Below are 18,457 nucleotides of genomic sequence, written 5' to 3' on the forward strand. Positions count from 1 at the left end.
AAATTGGGGGACTTTGATAGATGTTTTTCCGGTTCCCCCCTTATTAAGGCTTGCTCGGGGGGATCGAATTCTATGCAGCTTCATAAAAAATTGGTATTACTCTTTTATATCCTGCTCAATGCCCCAATTGCATTTGTGTCAATGTGAAATTTTTTAGCGATCGCTCCGATTATTTCTTGCTCAGCTGCTGTAGTCTGATTGTCAAACTGGGCAATTTTTTCACATTGAGCCAACAAGGGTATAGCAAAATCACGATTTAGCTGATTGAGCAATATATCTAAAGGCTGGGGCGATTTGATATTTTGGGCAATGGCATCCAATGATTTAGGGCTGAGGTTTAGAGTTTGTAACTCTGGCAAAATTTCTTCCCAAGTCTTTTCTGGATGACTAGCAAGGATTATATGAACTAAAATTTGATCCATGACGGCTTCTTGAGCGATCGCACTTTCCAGATACTTTTCACTTTCAGCTTTTAATGTTGCCAATGTCTCTGGCGATGTGAGAGATGTTGATTCATCGAGCTTGGCTTCGTAAAATCGACAAGCAGCATACCCCAATGAATAAATCATCGTCGCATTTGAACTAGCTCCAATTACCGCACCCGCCAAGGGCACATTTCGCAGCAAGCCTAATCCCGCAGCTTTTAAAAGACGCTCTCCACCCAAAGCTAAACCAAAAATTGCCAAAACTTCACCTTTACGCGCCGGATCTTTTAAATCTAGCCCGTAGACAGATGCAATTTGATAAAGCATTTCTGATTGCAATTTTGTTGTTGCTGTTAAATCAATTGCCAACAATGCAACTGCGATTCCTGGCAAAATACTAGTTGCTAATCCAACTGTGGCTGCTTGAGTTGCTTTTTCCACAATGATTCGATGAGCAATATGGCTGGGTGATTCATGGGGATACTTTTGCTTAAGCTTGTTTACTGCCGCTTCTGCTTTTTCCAAATCAACAAGGTTAGTAGTACCAATTAGCCAACTTAGATTTAATACTCCAGATAGTTTTCTAATCAGCCAATTTTCGCTGAGGCGATTCACAACCTGTCCGCTCGTTTGAGTTGTTTGCTCAATTAACTTGTGTGTTTCTTTCGCTGTAGCTTCTCCTACCAATACTGCTGTGCCTAAAATTGCTTGGCCAGTGTGAGCAATAGTTTGAATAAAAGACTCTAATGTAGACGGTTCATTTTCTACTGATGATTGAGCCTGGATTCCTACTTCTGAAGTTTCTCTGGGTGAATTAACTAATTTATTCACCTCTATTTCTTGGGGTTTCTCTACCATTGCTTGACACCATCCTGTAAAGCCTCTCTCTTTCAACTTGTAGCGAAATATGAGCGGCTTGACATCTCTCCAAAAGTACAATTCGTCAGAGCAAATAGGAATTATTCTGGGTCTTAACTATAGACGTGCAAAGGGTGACTGAGGTTCTGATTCGTTACATAGGTTGATTTTTTGAAGCCGACTTACTTACAATGGCTAGATGTTGCTGATTGTAGGTAATCGCTTTTTCATAATCTTTCAAAGCACAGTAAACCATGCCTAAATATATCAAAATCTGCTCATGAGCTTCTTCATCTTGTATTTTCCGTATAATACTTAAACTATTTTGATAGCTTTCGATGGCTTTTATATAATCTCCCTGGCAATAATAAGCATTACCCAGATGCTTTAGTGCATATCCTTCACCTCTAATGTCTTGGAGTTTTTTCTTAATATTGATGCACTGTTGAAGACAATCAATTGCTTTGACATATTCTCCCAACTTACGATAAATAGTTCCTAAATTTGCTAAAATTTTACCCTGGCTATAAGGATCTTTCACTTCCTGTGCAAGCAGTAAAGCCTTTTTACAATATTTAAGAGCTTTCTTACAATTTCCCTGAATCTCATAAGCAAGTCCTAGATTGTTTAAAGCCCCAATTTCACCTGCACTATCCTGAATTTCTTCAGCAATTAACAAGCGTTGCCGATGATATTCAACCGCAGTATTACTATACCTCAGAGAATTGTAAATGCTTCCTAAACTCCCTAGTGCATTTCCTTCTCCTCGTCTGTCTTGTAGTTCCCGTGCTATCACTAAATGTTGATGATGGTATTGAATTGCTTTTATAGAATCTCCTGATGTCATGTAAGCATTTCCCAAGTTTCCCAGAGCCATACTTTCACCTTCACGGTCTTGAATATTCTGTGCAGTATTTAAATGTATTTGGTGACATTGAATTGCTGTATCAGAGTATCCTAAAGAATCATAAACAATTCCCAGATGTCCAACAGTCATAGCTATACCTTGAACATCGAATATTTTAAATCTAATTCTTAAAGCTTCTTCTAAATAATCAATAGCCTTTGAATACTCACCTTGAGCATGGTAAGACATAGCTATTCCGTTTAAGGCAATAACTTTCAAGATTAAATCGCAATTTTTTATAAGTGGTTCATACAAATAAACTTGCTCATTATAGTATCCCCAAGTACCTAGCTGATCATGTAATAACTGTTTAGTTGGAGTATCAAGACGAGTTAATAGTACTTTACCAGATGCTTCCCAGTTCTGAACTTTGCTAAGGTGGTTAAATGCTTCTAGATAGCGATGAACTTTCTCTAAGTTTATAGCATCAGGCGGTGGCTCATCCTCAACACTGATTCGTCTAGTCCATAGAGTACTTGGCTATGGCAAACAAGTTTGTAGCGATAGTCAACCAACTTCACTGGCAAATCCTGTGAAGTTACAATTAATCGACTTTGACAAGATTCTGCTGACAACAAGCTGACAAAGAATTTTTCCCACCACTCATCGGCAAAATCTCCCCAGCCTTCTTCTTCATTTCCCGTCAATAGTGCTTCTAGAGAATCAATCAACACTAGCACCTGATTCTCTTGCAAGTATTTGACTAACTTCGGACACAATCGTTCTGGCTTTTTATCTTCTGCTGAGAGTTTTTCTCCGCACTCTTCGAGCCATCTAGCAGCGACACTAGCAAAGTCTATGGCTGTGTTCTCGTTGTCAAAATTCACTCTCTTGAACTTTTTTTTCCAGTCTCCAGAAAGCCAGTCTTGTAACTCCACTGCCAATCTTTGAGCCAAAGCCGTTTTACCGATTCCCGTGAGTCCCAGGATCAGCAATAGGCGACACGATCCTCGAAGCTTCTCGCTCAGTTCATTAACTAGCTGCTCTCGACCTACCCAGTTAGGGTCATAGACAAAAAACTCTGGTCTGGAATCTGGCTGCGATTGTGGACTGTTATCAACAATATCTTCCCAGTTTATCCCTACAGCTTGACAAATCAAGATAAACGTATCTTTCTGAATAGACTTTCCTTGTCGAAACCGCTTTAAAGTTGCTTTGGAAGTTTGGGCAGCATCAAACCAGGCAACAGCTGTTGCATCCCAGGCTTTGTTTTTTCTTGCCTGGTCAATGATTTTTAGCCCTTGTTTAGATGCTCTGCAAGAAATTGCCATGCTTAGGTGCGATCGCTTTTGTAGATAGATATCAATAGCTACCGTTTCCAGACACCGCTTTCCAGATTTTTGATAGTAGATTTACTTAGCAGATTATCTGCTGGTTTTAGCTCACTTTCGGCTCAATTTATGTATTAGTGGCAAGGGTGAGCTAAAAGTGGGGCTTTTGAGTATGGGTATCTCTATGAAACTAGAGATATCGAAAGTCAAGGAGAAAGAACCCCATGTCTCAATCACAAATCAAGACTCATACCAGCCAACCAAGCACAACAAGTATACCGTTTGATCCAATTCCGTTATTGCAGAGTAACAGTCCATCTGCGATTATCCTGAGCATCGCAATTTTACTCTGGGTTTTGCGCCCTGTGATGTTACAGCAAAAGTCGTATACTTCTGAAAAATCAGCTGCTTCTGAAAGCAAGCCTACCCGTTTTGGCAAAAGAGCGATCGCTTTCCTAATGCAAGTTCTGAAACCAGATAGCTTTGAGTAGTTAAAGTACTAATGCTTGTGGACGATTTGCACTCGTAGAGCGATCGCCCCTCACCATATCCTTTCACCTCTAGCCCTCGTACCGATAAGCTGTTCCAAATTTAACTTGCATAATTAGGGCGCTCATGTTACCCACCCCACAAGAATTATATAAACTGTAGATATGCAAACTAGATGTGGTTTAGCTTATCAGCTTTATTTTCTAAAAAGTCGTTATCCTTAAGAATTTCATAGAGATTAGTATCTTGCTCTAGCAAGCAAGCGTGTCCACAATGGGGCAACACCACAATCTTATTATTTGGTAAGATGTTCCCTATCCGCTTCACTTCAGTTACAGAAGGCAAAAGGCGATCGCTACCACCGGCAATCAACAAAACTGGTTGAGTTAAACGGCTTAACTTTTCCTCATCAACATGAAAATCTCGCAGTAAAGCCAACCGCCAAAGAACGGTTTCTGATGGGACAGAACGCATAGTTTTCAGCAGATCGTGGCGATCGCTCCGAGAAATGCGTGGCAAAGATGCTAAAAACGGCAGCAACCCCAATGCGCCAACATCATACAATCCTGATGGTACTAAGTAAGTTAGTTGCGATGCCCAACTTAACCAAGGACGAAGATGAAAGGATGAAGCTGGGTTAATTAGAATAATTCGCTTAAATAAATGCGGCGCTTGGCTCGCCACTTTCATTGCCAAGCAACCACCAAAGGACTCACCACACAGGTAAACTGGCCTCTGAGAGCTTTTTTCTAATTCGGCGTCGATCAAGTCCAATACACTCTTAGTTAACACATCCCAAGTGTTAAGGTCTTTTCTGGGGATCGCCAAACTGCGGACATCAAAGCCAGCTTCTAATCCAACGGTTTGCGATCGCAATAGTTGACCAGTTCCATCCATTCCTGGCAAATATACCAATAGCGGATACTCTGGCTGTACTCGTTCAGGAGTCAGGAAACAAGGATTTAGCTCAACTTCAGAGATAGTCATTGGTCATTGGTCAGTAGTCAATGGTCATTTGTTAATGGTATAAAATTTTTGAACTGTTGATTGTTCCAACAATCCAAAATCCCAAATCCAATGCTTCTAAGGGACTTCCAAGAAATAAATTATCCAAAGAAACGTAGACGCAAAGCGGCTTGCCGCAGGCTACCACAGAGACACAGAGAGAGGAGAGATACAGAGGGTTTTTGCCTAAGTTTTGGGATATTTTTTTATTTGGAAGTCCCTAATAGCAACCTTGGCGCAGTAAATTGCTAATTTCACCATGACAGTGTTCTGTCAGTTCAGCCACAACAGTTCTGGCCTGTTTGCCGTGATATTTTTGATGATGTTGGGGTGTAATCCAATAAGGGCGACCGATTAACACCGCAACCCGACGATAAATCACCACAGGATGCCAACCACCTTGGTTAAATAAAGGTTCTGAAGGGTCAAATAGACTCAAAAGCCTTAAGGGTAAGCCATTGGTGTTTACCTCTTCTAAGGAGGCGATCGCGATGGGTAAAATAGCTAAATCCTGCACATTCGCTCGCAACGCCAAGTGAGCAAATCCCCGATGAAACTCACCCACCTGATTTGGCTGAGTAAATTTCACCATTGGTTCAGTCCCTTCTGGAAATACTCCCACCATCTGCTTCGACTGCAATAGCACTTGTGACTGCGAAAAAAAGCTTTGCAGGCGGTTTTGATTTTGATCCAGGGGAAAACACCCCAATTGACCGGTGACAATCTCCCGCATTACTGGCACTTGTCCCATATAGTGATGACAAGCAAAGCGAATCGGATTCGATAACGCCGCCATTAAAATTAGTGCATCCATAAAGCTGTGGTGATTGCTAACTACCAACACGCTGGCATCCTGGGGAATGCGATCCTCATAATAGCGAAACATTTGCGTTGAGAGTGCCGCCACCAAAGCGCGAGAAATCTCTAGGGGGCTATTTCGACTCATACTTCATCAATATATTTTTCTGGTAAATATGGCAGGCTATCTTAAATTAATTTTTACATTTCTTTACTATAGCCATGACCGTCTTAAGATAGAAATATCTCATCTCCAAAAGCAGCTATATTTTCTGACTTTTGACGTTATGTGGAAAAGCTAACGATTGACCTAACCCCCTTCCCTACGTTCGCGTAGCGGCACGAAGTGCGGGAAGGGGGAAAATTCAAAGTCTCTCTCCTTAAAGGAAGAGAGAAATAGAAGTGAGGTTTTCCAGATACTGCTGAATTGTCAGCTATATTTTCTGCCTTCTCGGTTATGTGTTCTCGATCACAATATTATCTAATAGTAACTATTCAAAAAAATTATGATTAGCTAATTTCCATCTTTTAAGCAAAAATGAGTTGAATTGGCTGCATATTACAAAACAATTCTTCACCTGATAAATTTGCTAATATTAAGAGATTGTTGGAAAAAACGGGAATATTATTGTATAATTGCCTGGTTTTGCCAACAAAAGCTAAGATGTAAAACGTTTTAATAACTTAATTTTTATTTTGCATGAATCTAGTGAATAAAAAAGAATTGACATTTGCACTGACAACACCGTTATATTATGTAAACGATGTCCCCCATATAGGCAGTGCTTATACAACGATCGCAGCAGATGTAGTGGCGCGATTTCACAGGCTGCTAGGGCATCAGGTATTACTGATTACAGGTACAGATGAGCATGGACAAAAAATTGAGCGATCGGCAGAAAGTTTAGGCAAAGCACCACAAGAATTTTGCGATGAAATTGTCCCTAGCTTCGTGAGTTTATGGCAGTTACTAGACATTCAATACGATCGCTTTAGTCGAACTACTGCACCTCGTCATCAAGCGATCGTCAAAGAATTCTTTGAGCGAGTCTGGAAATCTGGTGATATTTACCAGGGACAACAACAAGGTTGGTACTGCGTATCCTGCGAAGAATTCAAAGAAGAACGGGATCTGTTAGAAGGACACCGTTGCCCGATTCATACTAACAAACAAGTGGAGTGGCGAGACGAACAAAACTATTTTTTCCGCTTATCCAAATATCAAAATAAACTGACAGAATTTTATCAATCTAAACCTGATTTTATTCAACCAGAAAGTCGGCGTAATGAAGTCCTCAGCTTTGTCAATCAAGGGCTGCAAGACTTTTCCATTTCGCGGGTAAATCTAAATTGGGGTTTTCCCGTACCAGTTGATCCCAAGCACACCCTGTATGTCTGGTTTGACGCGCTGCTAGGTTATGTCACAGCATTACTAGAACCAGATGCAGAACCGACTTTAGCAAATGCTTTAGAAACATGGTGGCCAATCAACCTGCACCTAATTGGTAAAGATATTCTCCGTTTCCATGCAGTTTATTGGCCTGCAATGTTGTTATCGGCTGGTTTACCATTACCAGAACGAGTATTTGGGCATGGATTTTTGACCAAAGATGGTCTAAAGATGGGCAAAAGTCTGGGTAACACCCTTGATCCTGTTGCGTTAGTTCAGCGTTATGGTAGTGATGCCGTTCGTTATTACTTCCTTAAGGAAATCGAATTTGGCAAGGATGGAGATTTTAATGAAGTTAGGTTCATTAATGTTCTAAATGCAGATTTAGCAAATGATTTAGGTAATTTGCTCAATCGCACCTTGAGCATGGTGAAGAAATACTGCGCTGAGAATAATGTCCCATCAATCGGCAATGAAGGAATTCCTGACGAAAATCCTTTGAAAGCAATTGGTTTACGTCTAGGGGAAAAGGTGAGACAAGCATACCAGGAGCTAGCTTTCAGTCAAGCTTGTGAGGCTATCCTTTCACTGGCGCAAGCCAGTAATAAATTTATTGATGAACAAGCTCCTTGGTCATTATATAAACAGGGACAGCAGGAGTCGGTGGAAAAGGTTCTCTACGCAGTTCTAGAATCAGTTAGACTAGCAGCTTATCTGCTATCCCCAATTATTCCGAACATCAGTAGCGATATTTATCAGCAGCTGGGATTTGGAATAAACTTTAACGAGCAAAAAGAAAGTTCAGTTACCGCTCCTTTTACCATCCATGCTACATGGGGAATACTATCTAGTAAACAACCTTTGGGTAGACACCAACCGGTTTTTCAGCGAATAGAATCCCCGAAAAACGATTAGTCCTTATCAAACTCTGATTTTGTTCAATTTCTTATTCTCTCAAAAAATTTATCGTGGCTCAACTTAATTAGCCCCGGAACATTATCATAAGCCGCTGTGACTAGCATCTAAAAGTTGGTATTTTGTATCAAAAATAACAGGGATAAAAATTGAGGTATCACAACAATGTTGCATAATTTGGAAAACGATTCAATCTTTACGCCAGAACAAGTTTTGGAGAATCGGGGTAGGGTTGCCATATTCATCGATGGCTCAAATCTATTTTACGCCGCACTGCAACTAGGGATTGAAATCGACTACACCAAGCTATTGTGTCGATTAACTGGAGGTTCTAGACTACTGCGTTCTTTTTTCTACACAGGTGTAGACCGGACAAACGAGAAACAACAAGGGTTTCTGCTGTGGATGCGTCGCAACGGCTATCGAGTCATTGCGAAGGATTTGGTACAACTACCAGATGGCTCTAAAAAAGCTAACTTGGATGTAGAAATAGCTGTAGATATGATGGCGCTAGTAGACTCTTATGATACCGCAGTTTTAGTTAGCGGTGATGGGGATCTGGCTTATGCGGTCAATTCAGTCAGCTATCGTGGCGTGCGGGTAGAAGTGGTGAGTTTGCGTTCCATGACCAGCGATAGCTTAATTAATGTCAGCGATCGCTACATTGATTTAGAAGCCATCAAAGAGGATATTCAAAAAACCCCTCGCCAAAGCTATCCATATCGACCCTTATCTGGGATCGGTTTTTTGGAAGATTCAAGAACTAGTGATGGACACCTAGAAATCCAAGAATAATGGCGTATCAATTTTATAAAAGAGGGAGAGAGGGGGTAAGAAAAATTCAAAATTCAAAATTCAAAATTCAAAATTTCTCTTCCACTCGCTCCTTCCTTCTTTTACCTTTGACCTTTTTCTTGGTATTTGGTTTAGTTGCCTGTGGGGGGAAATCCCCCCCAGCTTCTCAACAAAATACTGGGGGATCATCTGCTCAAGATAGCAATTTGACTTTCTTTGGTGTCACCCTAGAACAAGCAGATGAAGTAGGACGACCGATTTGGAAAGTCAGGGCTACACGGGCAAAATATACTAAAGAAAAAGAAATTGGTCAGGCTGAAAGTCCTTATGGTGAACTATACCAAGATGGCAAAGTGGTTTACCAAATCAAGGGAGATGTAGCAGACATTCAACAAGATGGAAAGCAATTGTTTCTTAAAGGTAAGATATTTGCCACAGATCCTAGCAATGGAATTGTCTTGCAAGGCAATGAATTAGAATGGCGACCTCAAGAAGATTTGTTGATTGTCCGAGACCAGATCAAGGGTACTCATAAACAACTACAAGCAGTGGCGCAGGAAGCGCGAGTTAAAACCCGCGAACAGCGCATGGAATTTTCTGGAGGGGTAGTAGCGAATTCTACTGATCCCCAGATGCAAATAAGAACCGAGCATTTAATCTGGAATATTAAAGAACAAAAACTGATTGGCGATCGCCCCATACAAATTGATCGCTACAAAGATAATAAAATTAGCGATCGGGGCAAGGGAGATTCTGCCGAAGTCAACTTAAAAACGAAAGTTGCCACTATTCAAAAGAATGCTCAATTAGAATTACTAGACCCACCAGTGCAAATAGCTAGTAACTCTATGACCTGGAACATGAACGCAGAAACTGTCACTACAAATTCCCCCGTGCGGATGTTCCAGCGTGTCGAAAATCTTACTGTTACCGCCAATCAAGGTGAAATGAAAATACCGCAAAAAACGGTTTATTTAACAGGTAATGTCAACGCCATTGGTCAGCGTCGCCAGTCTCTGAAATCTAATACACTAACTTGGTATCTAGATAATAAGTTAGTTGAAGCTCAGGGAAATGTAACTTATCGGCAAGTTGATCCACCGTTAAATTTTACAGGTGAAACAGCCCTTGGTAATCTGCAAACAGAAAATATTGTTGTCAAAGGTGGCAGTTCTAGCGGTAGGGTAGTAACAGAAATTATTCCCCAAGAAAAAACCAATCGTCAGTAGTGGAGTTAGGGGGAGTCGGGAGTCGGGAGTGTCTGAGTTAGATGAACGATTCTTTGAGAGAGATCAACAAAATTCCAACTCCCCCTCATCCCCCTCATCCCCCCACTCCCCACTCCCCGCAAATAAATTTTGGGTTGGTCGAGTACCAATGCGGTTCAGTTAAGGAAAATTGTCGGTTGGGTTAAGCAAAGCGCAACCCAACAAAGCCCTGAAAATGTTGGGTTTCGTTCCTCAACCCAACCTACACATTTCAAGGTTTTTGGCGCTAACTCAAGCGTATTGGGTCGAGTACTAGGCTAGGATCTTATTACTACAAGTCCTTTGATAACTCATGAATGGATCAAACCGATTAGGTAAGGAATCCTTGCCAACATCCCAGCAAGCAGAACATTCCCACCATCACGATACAGATCATACTCATGGAACTGGAGAATCGACTCATCCTCACTTCCATAGCGAAGAGTCTTTACGCCGAATTGTGAATCGATTATCGCGTATAGAAGGCCATGTTCGTGGTATCAAGACAATGGTGCAGCAAAGTACACCTTGTCCTGATGTTCTACTACAAATTGCCGCAGTGCGGGGCGCATTGGATCGGGTAGCACGAATTGTTTTGGATGAACATTTAACCGAGTGTATTGGTAGAGCCGCACAAGAAGGTAATATTGACGTTGAAATTAAACAGTTAAAAGCTGCTTTGGATCGATTTTTACCTTAAAAATTAGAAAAATAAAAAATTAACTCGCACGACAAAACATTTTTAGGACTTACGCAAAACTACACACTGTAGGGGCAATTCATGAATTGCCCCTACCTCAAAATCAGGGTTTTAGCTATTGTTTGCGTAAGTCCTAATTTTGTAGACGTGCGAGATTTAGTGTATTGACTCAGACTGAGGGTTATTTGTGCCAAAATGAACACAAGTATCTTACGTGTATTCAGAAGCGGAGGTTTTGGCATTACCTATCTTGCAAAGGATCAAAAAGGCGATGCTTATGGCGGCAAGCTACGCCTAGTTATCAGACTCCTATTTTAACAAAGTTATTGTTTGAGGATCATGTATGGAAAATAATAAGAAAGAAAAAGCTATCAATCAAATTTTGCTGGGACTTGCTTTACAATTTATTCCATTGATTACCCTTGGATTATCTAAGAAATATTTAAATAGTTTATTTCCTATTTCTGGTATATTAATATCTTTTTTAATCTTAGGGTTTGTCTTAGTCGGGTATGGATTTTTTATTAAAGGATGTCGTCTCTATATTAAAAGTAAAGGTTATTCGTCTAATTGGGGATGGCTAGGGTTATTAAGTTTGGTCGGATTGTCAATTTTATTACTTATTCCCTCTAAGAGAAATCGTGTCTCTTTACAGGATGAAACTTTGGTAAATAAACCATTTGAGAAGATTAATATTCCAGAACTATTGCTATCTTGGATAATTGCCTTACCAGTTCTATTATTTTCGATATTAGGAATATTTTGTTTATTAAATAATTTGAATTTTTCTAACTTGATAAAAAATCAAACTATCCTCAATCTATTAAATATAATTATTTACATCTTTGGGGGATTAATTTTTTTAACAACCTCTAGAAAAGAAGGGTTAGATTTTAATAAAATTATGGGCTATAAAAACTATATTAATTTCAAGTTAATTATAATCATTTTTGCTATACAATTTGCTTTCCAGCGTGGCTTCAATACTGTAACATTATACAAATTATCATTTATTCTACCCAAATATGTGGAAAGTTATATTAATGAAAAACCTGTTACTAATATTTTAGAAATGATCCTCTGGAGCTTTTCAGTTATGCTCTTAGCTCCTCTGATAGAAGAATTCTTTTTTCGGGGAATAATTTTGCCAAAATGGTCAATAAAATGGGGAGTAAAAGCAGGAATTTTAACTTCATCTTTCCTATTCGCAATTTTTCATTTTCGATTTGATATTATTCCTTTATTTATCACGGGTATTATCTTATCAATTTTATATTTTAAAACCCGATGTTTAATAACATCAATACTCTTTCACTTTTTCCATAATACTACTGTTACAATCTTAAATATCATAGACTATTTCAGCACATCAGAAATCGAAAGAAGTGCATTTGTTTCGATAAAAGACTATCAAGCTTCAATACAACCATTGTTAAGTCAACGAGTTTTTCTGATCGCTATATCTCTTCCCTTTCTTATCTACTTTATTTATAAAAATTTTCCTAAGAATGATGCAATTATTCCTTATTATGCCAACGATGCTAAAGCCTCTGAAACTAATTAACTCAACTTGGAGTGAAAAATCATATAGGAATCATATTTGATTTCTGAAAAAATCTAAGTAGTCTTGTAGGGTGTGTTAGCAGAGCGTAACGCACCATCTAAGCTTGTGGTGCCGTACTTTCTGCGCTAACACAACGCCAGTTGCTACAACGGATAGCGCAGCGTTAGCGAGTCATTGAGCGTCGGGAACCTCCGCAACGCACTGGCTCCCCTACGTGTATTTCAAAGATAAAATACTATAGCGCTTCTCATTTGTATACAATACACTTTGACCTCTCTCCAAACCTCTCTCCTTTTAGGAGAGAGGCTTTGAGGCTTACTCCCCAACGCTAGTAGGGAAGGGGCTGAGGGTTAGGTCTATATTTCATGCAATTGAGAACCGCTATAGTCCTATACTAATTGAGACTTTAGATATCTCCTTTAAAAATGACGTTAAAAGAATATAAATTTAACTATTATTTAAACCTCAATATAAACAAACCTCTAATTCTTTGGTTACACGGCTTCATGGGAAACATTAATGAATTTGATGAAGCCATAAAATTACTAGGTGAAGATTTTTCTTATCTTACCCTTGATTTACCAGGACATGGTAAAACCCAAGTTTTAGGAAGTGATGAATTCTATAAAATAGAAGCAACTGCCCAAGCAATAATCAATTTATTAGATGAATTAAAAATAGATAAATGCTACTTAATTGGTTATTCAATGGGCGGAAGATTAGCTTTATATCTAACTCTGCATTTTCCAGAACGTTTTATTAAAGTTGTATTAGAATCAGCTTCCCCAGGTTTAGCAACAGAAGCGGAGCGATTAGAACGAGTTAGACGTGATGCTCAGATAGCTAAAAAATTAAGCAGAACTATTATTCAAACTGATTTTGCTACTTTTCTGTCAAATTGGTATAGTCAGCCAATTTTTGGTTCTATCAAAAATCATCCAGAATTTGAAAAATTGCTAGAAAATCGTTTGCATAATAATCTGATTGAATTAACAAAATCACTCCAATTTATGGGTACTGGTAATCAACCATCTTTGTGGGGAAAACTCAAAGATAATACAAAGCCTCTACTTTTACTAGCTGGTGAAAATGACGAAAAGTTTAGAGATATAAATACAGAAATAGCTAATATATGTAAAATTACACAACTAAAAGTAATTAGGAATACTGCACATAATATTCACTTTGAAAATACTGTAGAATTTGTGCAAAATATCAGAGATTTTTTCAATGATTAGTTAACTTATTTTGCTGCTTCTTTGGTGGCTGAATCTGGGGAGTTGGGGCTAAGTTTACTGTTGATGGTTGCTTCGCGGCACTTAATTCCTCTTGCAACATTTTCTGATAAATCTTAGCTAAAGAGCTACTAACAGAATTAGTTTCTATACCATATCCTAGACTTGTCCAGGTGGGAGAGAGTCGCCGCAAAACATCATTTAACTTTCCCTGACGTAACTGTTGAGAAATATCAGTTCCCCAAGCTTTTGGGTCGCTCAACCAACGGTAAACTACTACATCTTGATATTCTGCTTCAAAACTATAAGCAGTCCAAAACATCATCGGCATCGGTCTTGGGTGATAACGGGGGGCTAAACGATACCAAGTAACGTTGATAATTTGATATCTGCCAGCAGCAGTGGAACAATTACCTGTGTTTGGGCCTGTGACAATTGTGACGCATATCTCAGGATGTCGGCTGAGGTCGTTAATTTGCTGTCCACCGTATAAGAGCGAATAAGGACGTTTGCCACTAGCCTCACTCGCCGAGATGGTTCGCATTAAAGCACGGATATAGGGGTCGCCCTGTTTCATGACCAAAGGCGGCTGTTGATCTGTAAAGACAGGATCGGAAGGCGATCGCAAGTCTCCAATATACCATTGCAACAAATACACGAAGCCGAGAAGCGCGGCTATTGGCCCAATAAGTTTTTCAACACCTTTGAATTCAAAGCCTTTCAGAATCTAATCTCCTTCAAATTCGCTTTCTTTGCTAACAAAAATCATCGACGAACTCATTCTGACAAAGTTCACACCTGATTGTTAGTTATTATTCCCATTTCCTCATTTTTTTTGGTAATTAGGAAAAAAGGGCATGAATCAGTATAGCAAGCGAGATACTCCCAAGTTATATAGGACTTACGCAAAACTACACACTGTAGGGGCAATTCATGAATTGCCCCTACCTCAAAATCAGGGTTTTAGCTATTGTTTGCGTAAGTCCTATTATAATAAGATAGTTAATTTCACCAGCAATTAGCTATGACAACAGAAATATTAAAGTCTGTTGAGCCTACCCTTTATGAAGAAGATCATTATTTATGGGTAGAAACAACACTTAAACAATTAGAAAATAAAGATATTGAAAATATTGATTGGCAACATCTAGCAGAAGAAATTGAAGCTTTGGGAATTGAACAAAGACGAAAAGTAGAAAGTTACTTAAAACAATTATTAATTCATCTTTTACTTTATAGTTATTGGGAAAGTGAAAAAGAAAATTGTCAACGGGGCTGGCAAATAGAAATAACTAATTTCCGCGATGAGCTAGAATTTTCTTTTCGTTCAAAAACACTTTATAATTATTCTCTTAGCTGCTTAGGTGCAGTTTATATTAAAGCCAGAAGGCAAGCCATTCAAAAAACAGGTTTATCCCCTGAAATTTTTCCAGAACAATGCCCTTTTTCTCCCGAAGATATTTTTAATAGTGAGTACTTCCCACAATAAAAGTAAAAGTGATTTTGTAAGTAGTCAGACAAAATTAATTACGGCTCTTCATTACTTATTATGCTAATACGTCTGTAAATCAGCTTTTGTTATTTTTCGATTGTAGATGTCGTATATACACGTTATGCTCAAAAAAAGGAACCCATGCAAACATATAATTGGAATGCTGAAGACTATGAAAAACATTCTCAAGCCCAACAAAAATGGGCGAGAGAACTTATAGAAAAATTATCTCTTAACGGATCAGAGGATGTTCTTGACTTAGGTTGTGGTGATGGAAAAGTAACCCATGAAATATCGAATGTGGTATGTAATGGATCAGTAATTGGGATTGATAATTCCAGTTCGATGATAACGCTTGCAACAAATCAGTATCCAATAGATAAGTATCAAAACCTTTCATTTAAGGTAATGGATGCTCGTGATTTATTGTTTGAAAAATGTTTTGATGTTGTATTTTCAAATGCAGTATTACATTGGGTTAAAAATCATAAACCAGTTGTAGAAGGTTTATTTAAAAGCCTCAGACCTGGCGGGAAAATACTCCTTCAAATGGGGGGAAAAGGCGGTGTAAGTTTATATATATCTGTTTTAGATGAAATACTGTTATTTCCAGAATGGCAGTCATATTTTAAAGATTTTGAGTTTCCTTACGGCTTTCTCGGAGTAGAAGAGTATGAAGTAATGTTATTGGAATCTGGCTTTCAAATAAATCGCATAGAACTTATTCCCAAAGATATGACTCATGCTGGAAAGGAAATGTTTAAGGGATGGATTCGGACAACTTGGATGCCTTATATAGAACGAGTACCAGAAGAAAAAAGGGAACAATTCATCGAAGTAATATCTACAAAATACATTGAGAAAGTACCACTAGATGAAGAAGGTAATGTTCATGTAGCTATGGTAATGATTGAAGTTGAAGCAGAAAAAAAAGCATAACAAAAAAATCGAGCGGCATTTTGGCTTTAAATTTTATTTTTGATCTTGCCTATCGTCATCGGATGGATAATCTTCGATTATATCGCTGTTTATAAAAATGAAGGTAATAAGAGAGCGATGGCTTGTGTCTGGTGAATCAGTGTAGGGGTAAAGCGCCGTATGATCAATGCGCTTTTCCCTACGTTTTGGGTGTAGGATGGAGCGATCGCTTTCGGGAGTGCAATCAAGGCCGGTCAATTTAGATGAAGCAAACTACTTGACAAAGTGCGTAGGCGTAGCCATCGCTTTTCCATGAAAATGTGAGCCGATGGGATATCAGCACTGTTGAAATAGCTCCTGAAAGCTTTTTGAGGCTGCTTCCGGTTTCGCAACAATTTCGACAATTTTATTGCGTGCATCTGCTGTAAACAGCGCCTCAACTGCAACTTGGGCGACTTTCTGCCTGGGGATGCTACCGTCAAATAGTGTATCTGCACTTTGCATAACGATCGCGTCCAGGTTATCTTCATTTTTCAACCCACCAGGCCGCACAATCGTATAAGTAAGACCACTTTTCTGAATATACTCTTCAGCTTGTTTTTTCCACAACAAAATCAGCCAAAACAAGTTGAGTGGATGGAAAAGCTGCGAAGTACACAAAGAAGAAACTAAGACAAAATGCTCAATTCCCTTTGCCTTGGCAGCATCTACTAAATTTTTAGTCCCTTCAAAATCCACTTTATAGGGACCAGTGGGGTCAAAGCTAGGTTTTGCACCAGTCGCAACCAATAAAACTGTGCTATCTCCCAACGCAGCAGTCAGACTTTCTGGTTGTAACACGTCGCCTACAACTAATTGGGCTTCAGGAGACAGAATACCCTTAGCTTTTTCTATATCCCTCACCAGGGCTATGACGGGAATATTCCGCGCGATCAATTCTTGCACAATTCGGCGACCTGTTTCACCTGTTGCCCCTGCTACAAATGCTTTCATAAGAAATGCTATCCTGGGAAACTATTGTGTGCTTGTTCAGTTCTTTATTTTAGTAATTCTATGGAGGTAATGGTAGATTAATGAGGTTTCGGTAAAAATCGGATATTAGTACTAAATGACCCAAGCGTGCTGGGAATCATTAATATAGACGAACGCCAATGTATACAGTAATGCATTTATGCTTTCAAGAAAAGGCGAATATAAATCCTGGGAAATAACAGAAGCAGTTTTACCTGTAGCGCCCAGCCAGGAAGAAGCTGAACACACGTTAATAGAAACCGATGTAGCGACGCTGACAAAGTTTTACGGTCGTTATCAAGATTTTATGGAAATGGCTGCCCCAGTAGATCAGGTTGCTGAGTATCTCAATGCTCACGCCTCATGGTTTTCGCGCTGCGCTGAACCGATGAAGGTACAATCACTTGGGGAAAATGGCTATGCTTTAACAATTGGTCGTTTTGGTTCTTTTGGTTATGAAGTAGAACCGAAGATTGGTTTGGAATTGTTGCCCCCAGATGAAGGTATTTACCGTATCCGTACAATCCCCATTCCTGACTACCAACCGCCTGGTTATGACGTAGACTATCGGGCATCTCTACAGTTAATAGAAGCCGATGTTTCTACTAGCATTGGCAAGGTTACAAGAGTTGAGTGGGAATTGGATTTGATCGTTTATCTTCACTTTCCCCGGTTTATTCAACGATTACCCAAGTCTATAGTTCAATCTACAGGCGATCGCGTACTTAACCAAATCGTCCGCCAAGTCTCCCGCCGCTTAACTCGCAAAGTTCAGCAAGATTTTCATAAATCTTTGGGAATCCCCTTTCCGGCTAATTCTAAGCAAAAGCGGTGAGTCAATAGTCAGTTAACAGGCTGATAACTGTTAACTGACAAATAACCTACAGACTAGGCTTTAGTGAGAATTTTTTGGACAATTTGCACCCCAGTAACAGCCTGCCAAGCAAAAAGTCCCAAAAGGGTGAAATTTATCAAAATGTGAGTTGCACGCGCCCAATTTGCCCCTTTCTGCATATAAGGGGACAAAGCCGCAGAAAATGCTATTAGACCTGTCATACCTAGTCCTGCTAACAAGTGAGGCTGGACAAATAACTTACCATTATTGATGTAAGTGACAGCCATCCCACCGATCGCACCTGCTACCATCAAAGCTAGGAGTATAGACCCGATTTGGTAGTGTCTGTCATTATATCTACCTTTAATCAGTTCCTTCCTTTCTTCCCCCTGAGCATTTCTGGTACTCTGTACTTTTAGCCCTAAGTAGGCAGCGTAAATTGAGACTACTAATAGCGCCCACATTAGCACCGGATGGAAGAAGCTCAACCAATATTTCGCCGATGCAGAAAGTTCTGGACTCATTGTGTTCTCCCCTAATTATGAAATCTTCATAAAAATTAGCATAACTCTATTCTCTGTGCTTAAAGTTGCACAAATTAA

18 protein-coding genes are annotated in these 18,457 nt (G+C 39.4%); 10 read left to right on the plus strand and 8 right to left on the minus strand.

The window, feature by feature from the left end:
• Window positions 1-104 precede the first annotated feature (104 nt).
• From V7K97_RS11265 to V7K97_RS11275, 3 genes are all read right to left on the minus strand, one after another.
• The gene (locus V7K97_RS11265; protein WP_334800997.1) at window positions 105-1,283 is read right to left on the minus strand and encodes an EcsC family protein; all 1,179 of its coding nucleotides are present in this window, start codon (window positions 1,281-1,283) and stop codon (window positions 105-107) included.
• Between the two features lie 154 nt (window positions 1,284-1,437).
• A complete protein-coding gene (locus tag V7K97_RS11270) occupies window positions 1,438-2,409 on the minus strand; it encodes a tetratricopeptide repeat protein (protein WP_334800998.1) in 972 nt (323 codons plus the stop codon).
• 200 nt (window positions 2,410-2,609) lie between these two features.
• Window positions 2,610-3,461: an AAA family ATPase gene (locus V7K97_RS11275; RefSeq protein WP_334800999.1), complete on the minus strand. Its 852-nt coding sequence runs from the start codon at window positions 3,459-3,461 to the stop codon at window positions 2,610-2,612.
• A 224-nt stretch (window positions 3,462-3,685) separates the two neighbouring features.
• On the opposite strand from V7K97_RS11275, the gene V7K97_RS11280 reads away from it, so the two are divergent.
• Complete coding sequence (locus V7K97_RS11280) at window positions 3,686-3,952, plus strand: hypothetical protein (RefSeq protein ID WP_334801000.1); 267 nt, start codon at window positions 3,686-3,688, stop codon at window positions 3,950-3,952.
• 169 nt (window positions 3,953-4,121) lie between these two features.
• On the opposite strand, the gene V7K97_RS11285 is transcribed toward V7K97_RS11280, so the two are convergent.
• Together V7K97_RS11285 and V7K97_RS11290 are read right to left on the minus strand one after the other, a co-directional pair.
• Window positions 4,122-4,937: an alpha/beta fold hydrolase gene (locus V7K97_RS11285; RefSeq protein WP_334801001.1), complete on the minus strand. Its 816-nt coding sequence runs from the start codon at window positions 4,935-4,937 to the stop codon at window positions 4,122-4,124.
• A gap of 238 nt (window positions 4,938-5,175) precedes the next feature.
• Window positions 5,176-5,901, minus strand: coding sequence for a lysophospholipid acyltransferase family protein (locus V7K97_RS11290; RefSeq protein WP_334801002.1), 726 nt, complete (start codon window positions 5,899-5,901; stop codon window positions 5,176-5,178).
• A gap of 552 nt (window positions 5,902-6,453) precedes the next feature.
• Between V7K97_RS11290 and metG the strand changes: the two genes are divergently transcribed.
• The 6 genes from metG to menH all read left to right on the plus strand — a co-directional run bounded on the left by metG (window position 6,454) and on the right by menH (window position 13,602).
• The gene (metG, locus tag V7K97_RS11295) at window positions 6,454-8,058 is read left to right on the plus strand and encodes a methionine--tRNA ligase (RefSeq protein ID WP_334801003.1); all 1,605 of its coding nucleotides are present in this window, start codon (window positions 6,454-6,456) and stop codon (window positions 8,056-8,058) included.
• Between the two features lie 165 nt (window positions 8,059-8,223).
• The gene (locus V7K97_RS11300; protein ID WP_334801004.1) at window positions 8,224-8,853 is read left to right on the plus strand and encodes a LabA-like NYN domain-containing protein; all 630 of its coding nucleotides are present in this window, start codon (window positions 8,224-8,226) and stop codon (window positions 8,851-8,853) included.
• Window positions 8,853-10,082, plus strand: coding sequence for an LPS export ABC transporter periplasmic protein LptC (gene lptC, locus V7K97_RS11305; protein WP_334801005.1), 1,230 nt, complete (start codon window positions 8,853-8,855; stop codon window positions 10,080-10,082). The genes V7K97_RS11300 and lptC overlap by 1 nt, the downstream gene beginning before the upstream one ends.
• A gap of 331 nt (window positions 10,083-10,413) precedes the next feature.
• Window positions 10,414-10,800 carry a metal-sensing transcriptional repressor gene (locus tag V7K97_RS11310; RefSeq protein WP_334801006.1) on the plus strand — a complete coding sequence of 129 codons (387 nt, stop codon included), beginning with the start codon at window positions 10,414-10,416 and terminating at the stop codon, window positions 10,798-10,800.
• Between the two features lie 343 nt (window positions 10,801-11,143).
• Window positions 11,144-12,364, plus strand: coding sequence for a CPBP family intramembrane glutamic endopeptidase (locus V7K97_RS11315; RefSeq protein ID WP_334801007.1), 1,221 nt, complete (start codon window positions 11,144-11,146; stop codon window positions 12,362-12,364).
• Window positions 12,365-12,789: 425 nt separating this feature from the next.
• Window positions 12,790-13,602, plus strand: coding sequence for a 2-succinyl-6-hydroxy-2,4-cyclohexadiene-1-carboxylate synthase (gene menH / locus V7K97_RS11320; protein ID WP_334801008.1), 813 nt, complete (start codon window positions 12,790-12,792; stop codon window positions 13,600-13,602).
• Here menH and V7K97_RS11325 read toward each other — a convergent pair.
• Window positions 13,592-14,287 carry a glycoside hydrolase family 24 protein gene (locus V7K97_RS11325; protein ID WP_334801197.1) on the minus strand — a complete coding sequence of 232 codons (696 nt, stop codon included), beginning with the start codon at window positions 14,285-14,287 and terminating at the stop codon, window positions 13,592-13,594. The genes menH and V7K97_RS11325 overlap by 11 nt on opposite strands.
• A gap of 336 nt (window positions 14,288-14,623) precedes the next feature.
• On the opposite strand from V7K97_RS11325, the gene V7K97_RS11330 reads away from it, so the two are divergent.
• Together V7K97_RS11330 and V7K97_RS11335 are read left to right on the plus strand one after the other, a co-directional pair.
• Window positions 14,624-15,088 carry a DUF29 domain-containing protein gene (locus V7K97_RS11330; RefSeq protein ID WP_334801009.1) on the plus strand — a complete coding sequence of 155 codons (465 nt, stop codon included), beginning with the start codon at window positions 14,624-14,626 and terminating at the stop codon, window positions 15,086-15,088.
• 144 nt (window positions 15,089-15,232) lie between these two features.
• Window positions 15,233-16,030, plus strand: a complete 798-nt coding sequence (locus tag V7K97_RS11335; protein ID WP_334801010.1) for a methyltransferase domain-containing protein — start codon at window positions 15,233-15,235, stop codon at window positions 16,028-16,030.
• A 315-nt stretch (window positions 16,031-16,345) separates the two neighbouring features.
• Here the strand turns inward: V7K97_RS11335 and V7K97_RS11340 are convergent, their stop codons facing one another.
• Window positions 16,346-17,002 carry an NAD(P)H-binding protein gene (locus V7K97_RS11340; RefSeq protein WP_334801011.1) on the minus strand — a complete coding sequence of 219 codons (657 nt, stop codon included), beginning with the start codon at window positions 17,000-17,002 and terminating at the stop codon, window positions 16,346-16,348.
• 178 nt (window positions 17,003-17,180) lie between these two features.
• Between V7K97_RS11340 and V7K97_RS11345 the strand changes: the two genes are divergently transcribed.
• Window positions 17,181-17,855 (plus strand): DUF1997 domain-containing protein, encoded by a 675-nt coding sequence (locus V7K97_RS11345; RefSeq protein WP_334801012.1) that lies wholly within the window; start codon window positions 17,181-17,183, stop codon window positions 17,853-17,855.
• A 53-nt stretch (window positions 17,856-17,908) separates the two neighbouring features.
• Here the strand turns inward: V7K97_RS11345 and V7K97_RS11350 are convergent, their stop codons facing one another.
• Window positions 17,909-18,379 (minus strand): DUF4079 domain-containing protein, encoded by a 471-nt coding sequence (locus tag V7K97_RS11350; RefSeq protein WP_334801013.1) that lies wholly within the window; start codon window positions 18,377-18,379, stop codon window positions 17,909-17,911.
• Between the last annotated feature and the right edge of the window lie 78 nt (window positions 18,380-18,457).

The organism is Nostoc sp. (genome assembly GCF_036917815.1).
GTDB lineage: Bacteria > Cyanobacteriota > Cyanobacteriia > Cyanobacteriales > Nostocaceae > Nostoc.

Coding starts and splice junctions, on each gene's coding strand:
- V7K97_RS11265 (WP_334800997.1), bottom strand. CDS start 1,283: ATGGTAGAGAAACCCCAAGAAATAGAGGTGAATAAATTAGTTAATTCA.
- V7K97_RS11275 (WP_334800999.1), bottom strand. CDS start 3,461: ATGGCAATTTCTTGCAGAGCATCTAAACAAGGGCTAAAAATCATTGAC.
- V7K97_RS11280 (WP_334801000.1), top strand. CDS start 3,686: ATGTCTCAATCACAAATCAAGACTCATACCAGCCAACCAAGCACAACA.
- V7K97_RS11285 (WP_334801001.1), bottom strand. CDS start 4,937: ATGACTATCTCTGAAGTTGAGCTAAATCCTTGTTTCCTGACTCCTGAA.
- V7K97_RS11290 (WP_334801002.1), bottom strand. CDS start 5,901: ATGAGTCGAAATAGCCCCCTAGAGATTTCTCGCGCTTTGGTGGCGGCA.
- metG (WP_334801003.1), top strand. CDS start 6,454: ATGAATCTAGTGAATAAAAAAGAATTGACATTTGCACTGACAACACCG.
- V7K97_RS11300 (WP_334801004.1), top strand. CDS start 8,224: ATGTTGCATAATTTGGAAAACGATTCAATCTTTACGCCAGAACAAGTT.
- lptC (WP_334801005.1), top strand. CDS start 8,853: ATGGCGTATCAATTTTATAAAAGAGGGAGAGAGGGGGTAAGAAAAATT.
- V7K97_RS11310 (WP_334801006.1), top strand. CDS start 10,414: ATGAATGGATCAAACCGATTAGGTAAGGAATCCTTGCCAACATCCCAG.
- V7K97_RS11315 (WP_334801007.1), top strand. CDS start 11,144: ATGGAAAATAATAAGAAAGAAAAAGCTATCAATCAAATTTTGCTGGGA.
- menH (WP_334801008.1), top strand. CDS start 12,790: ATGACGTTAAAAGAATATAAATTTAACTATTATTTAAACCTCAATATA.
- V7K97_RS11330 (WP_334801009.1), top strand. CDS start 14,624: ATGACAACAGAAATATTAAAGTCTGTTGAGCCTACCCTTTATGAAGAA.
- V7K97_RS11335 (WP_334801010.1), top strand. CDS start 15,233: ATGCAAACATATAATTGGAATGCTGAAGACTATGAAAAACATTCTCAA.
- V7K97_RS11340 (WP_334801011.1), bottom strand. CDS start 17,002: ATGAAAGCATTTGTAGCAGGGGCAACAGGTGAAACAGGTCGCCGAATT.
- V7K97_RS11345 (WP_334801012.1), top strand. CDS start 17,181: ATGCTTTCAAGAAAAGGCGAATATAAATCCTGGGAAATAACAGAAGCA.
- V7K97_RS11350 (WP_334801013.1), bottom strand. CDS start 18,379: ATGAGTCCAGAACTTTCTGCATCGGCGAAATATTGGTTGAGCTTCTTC.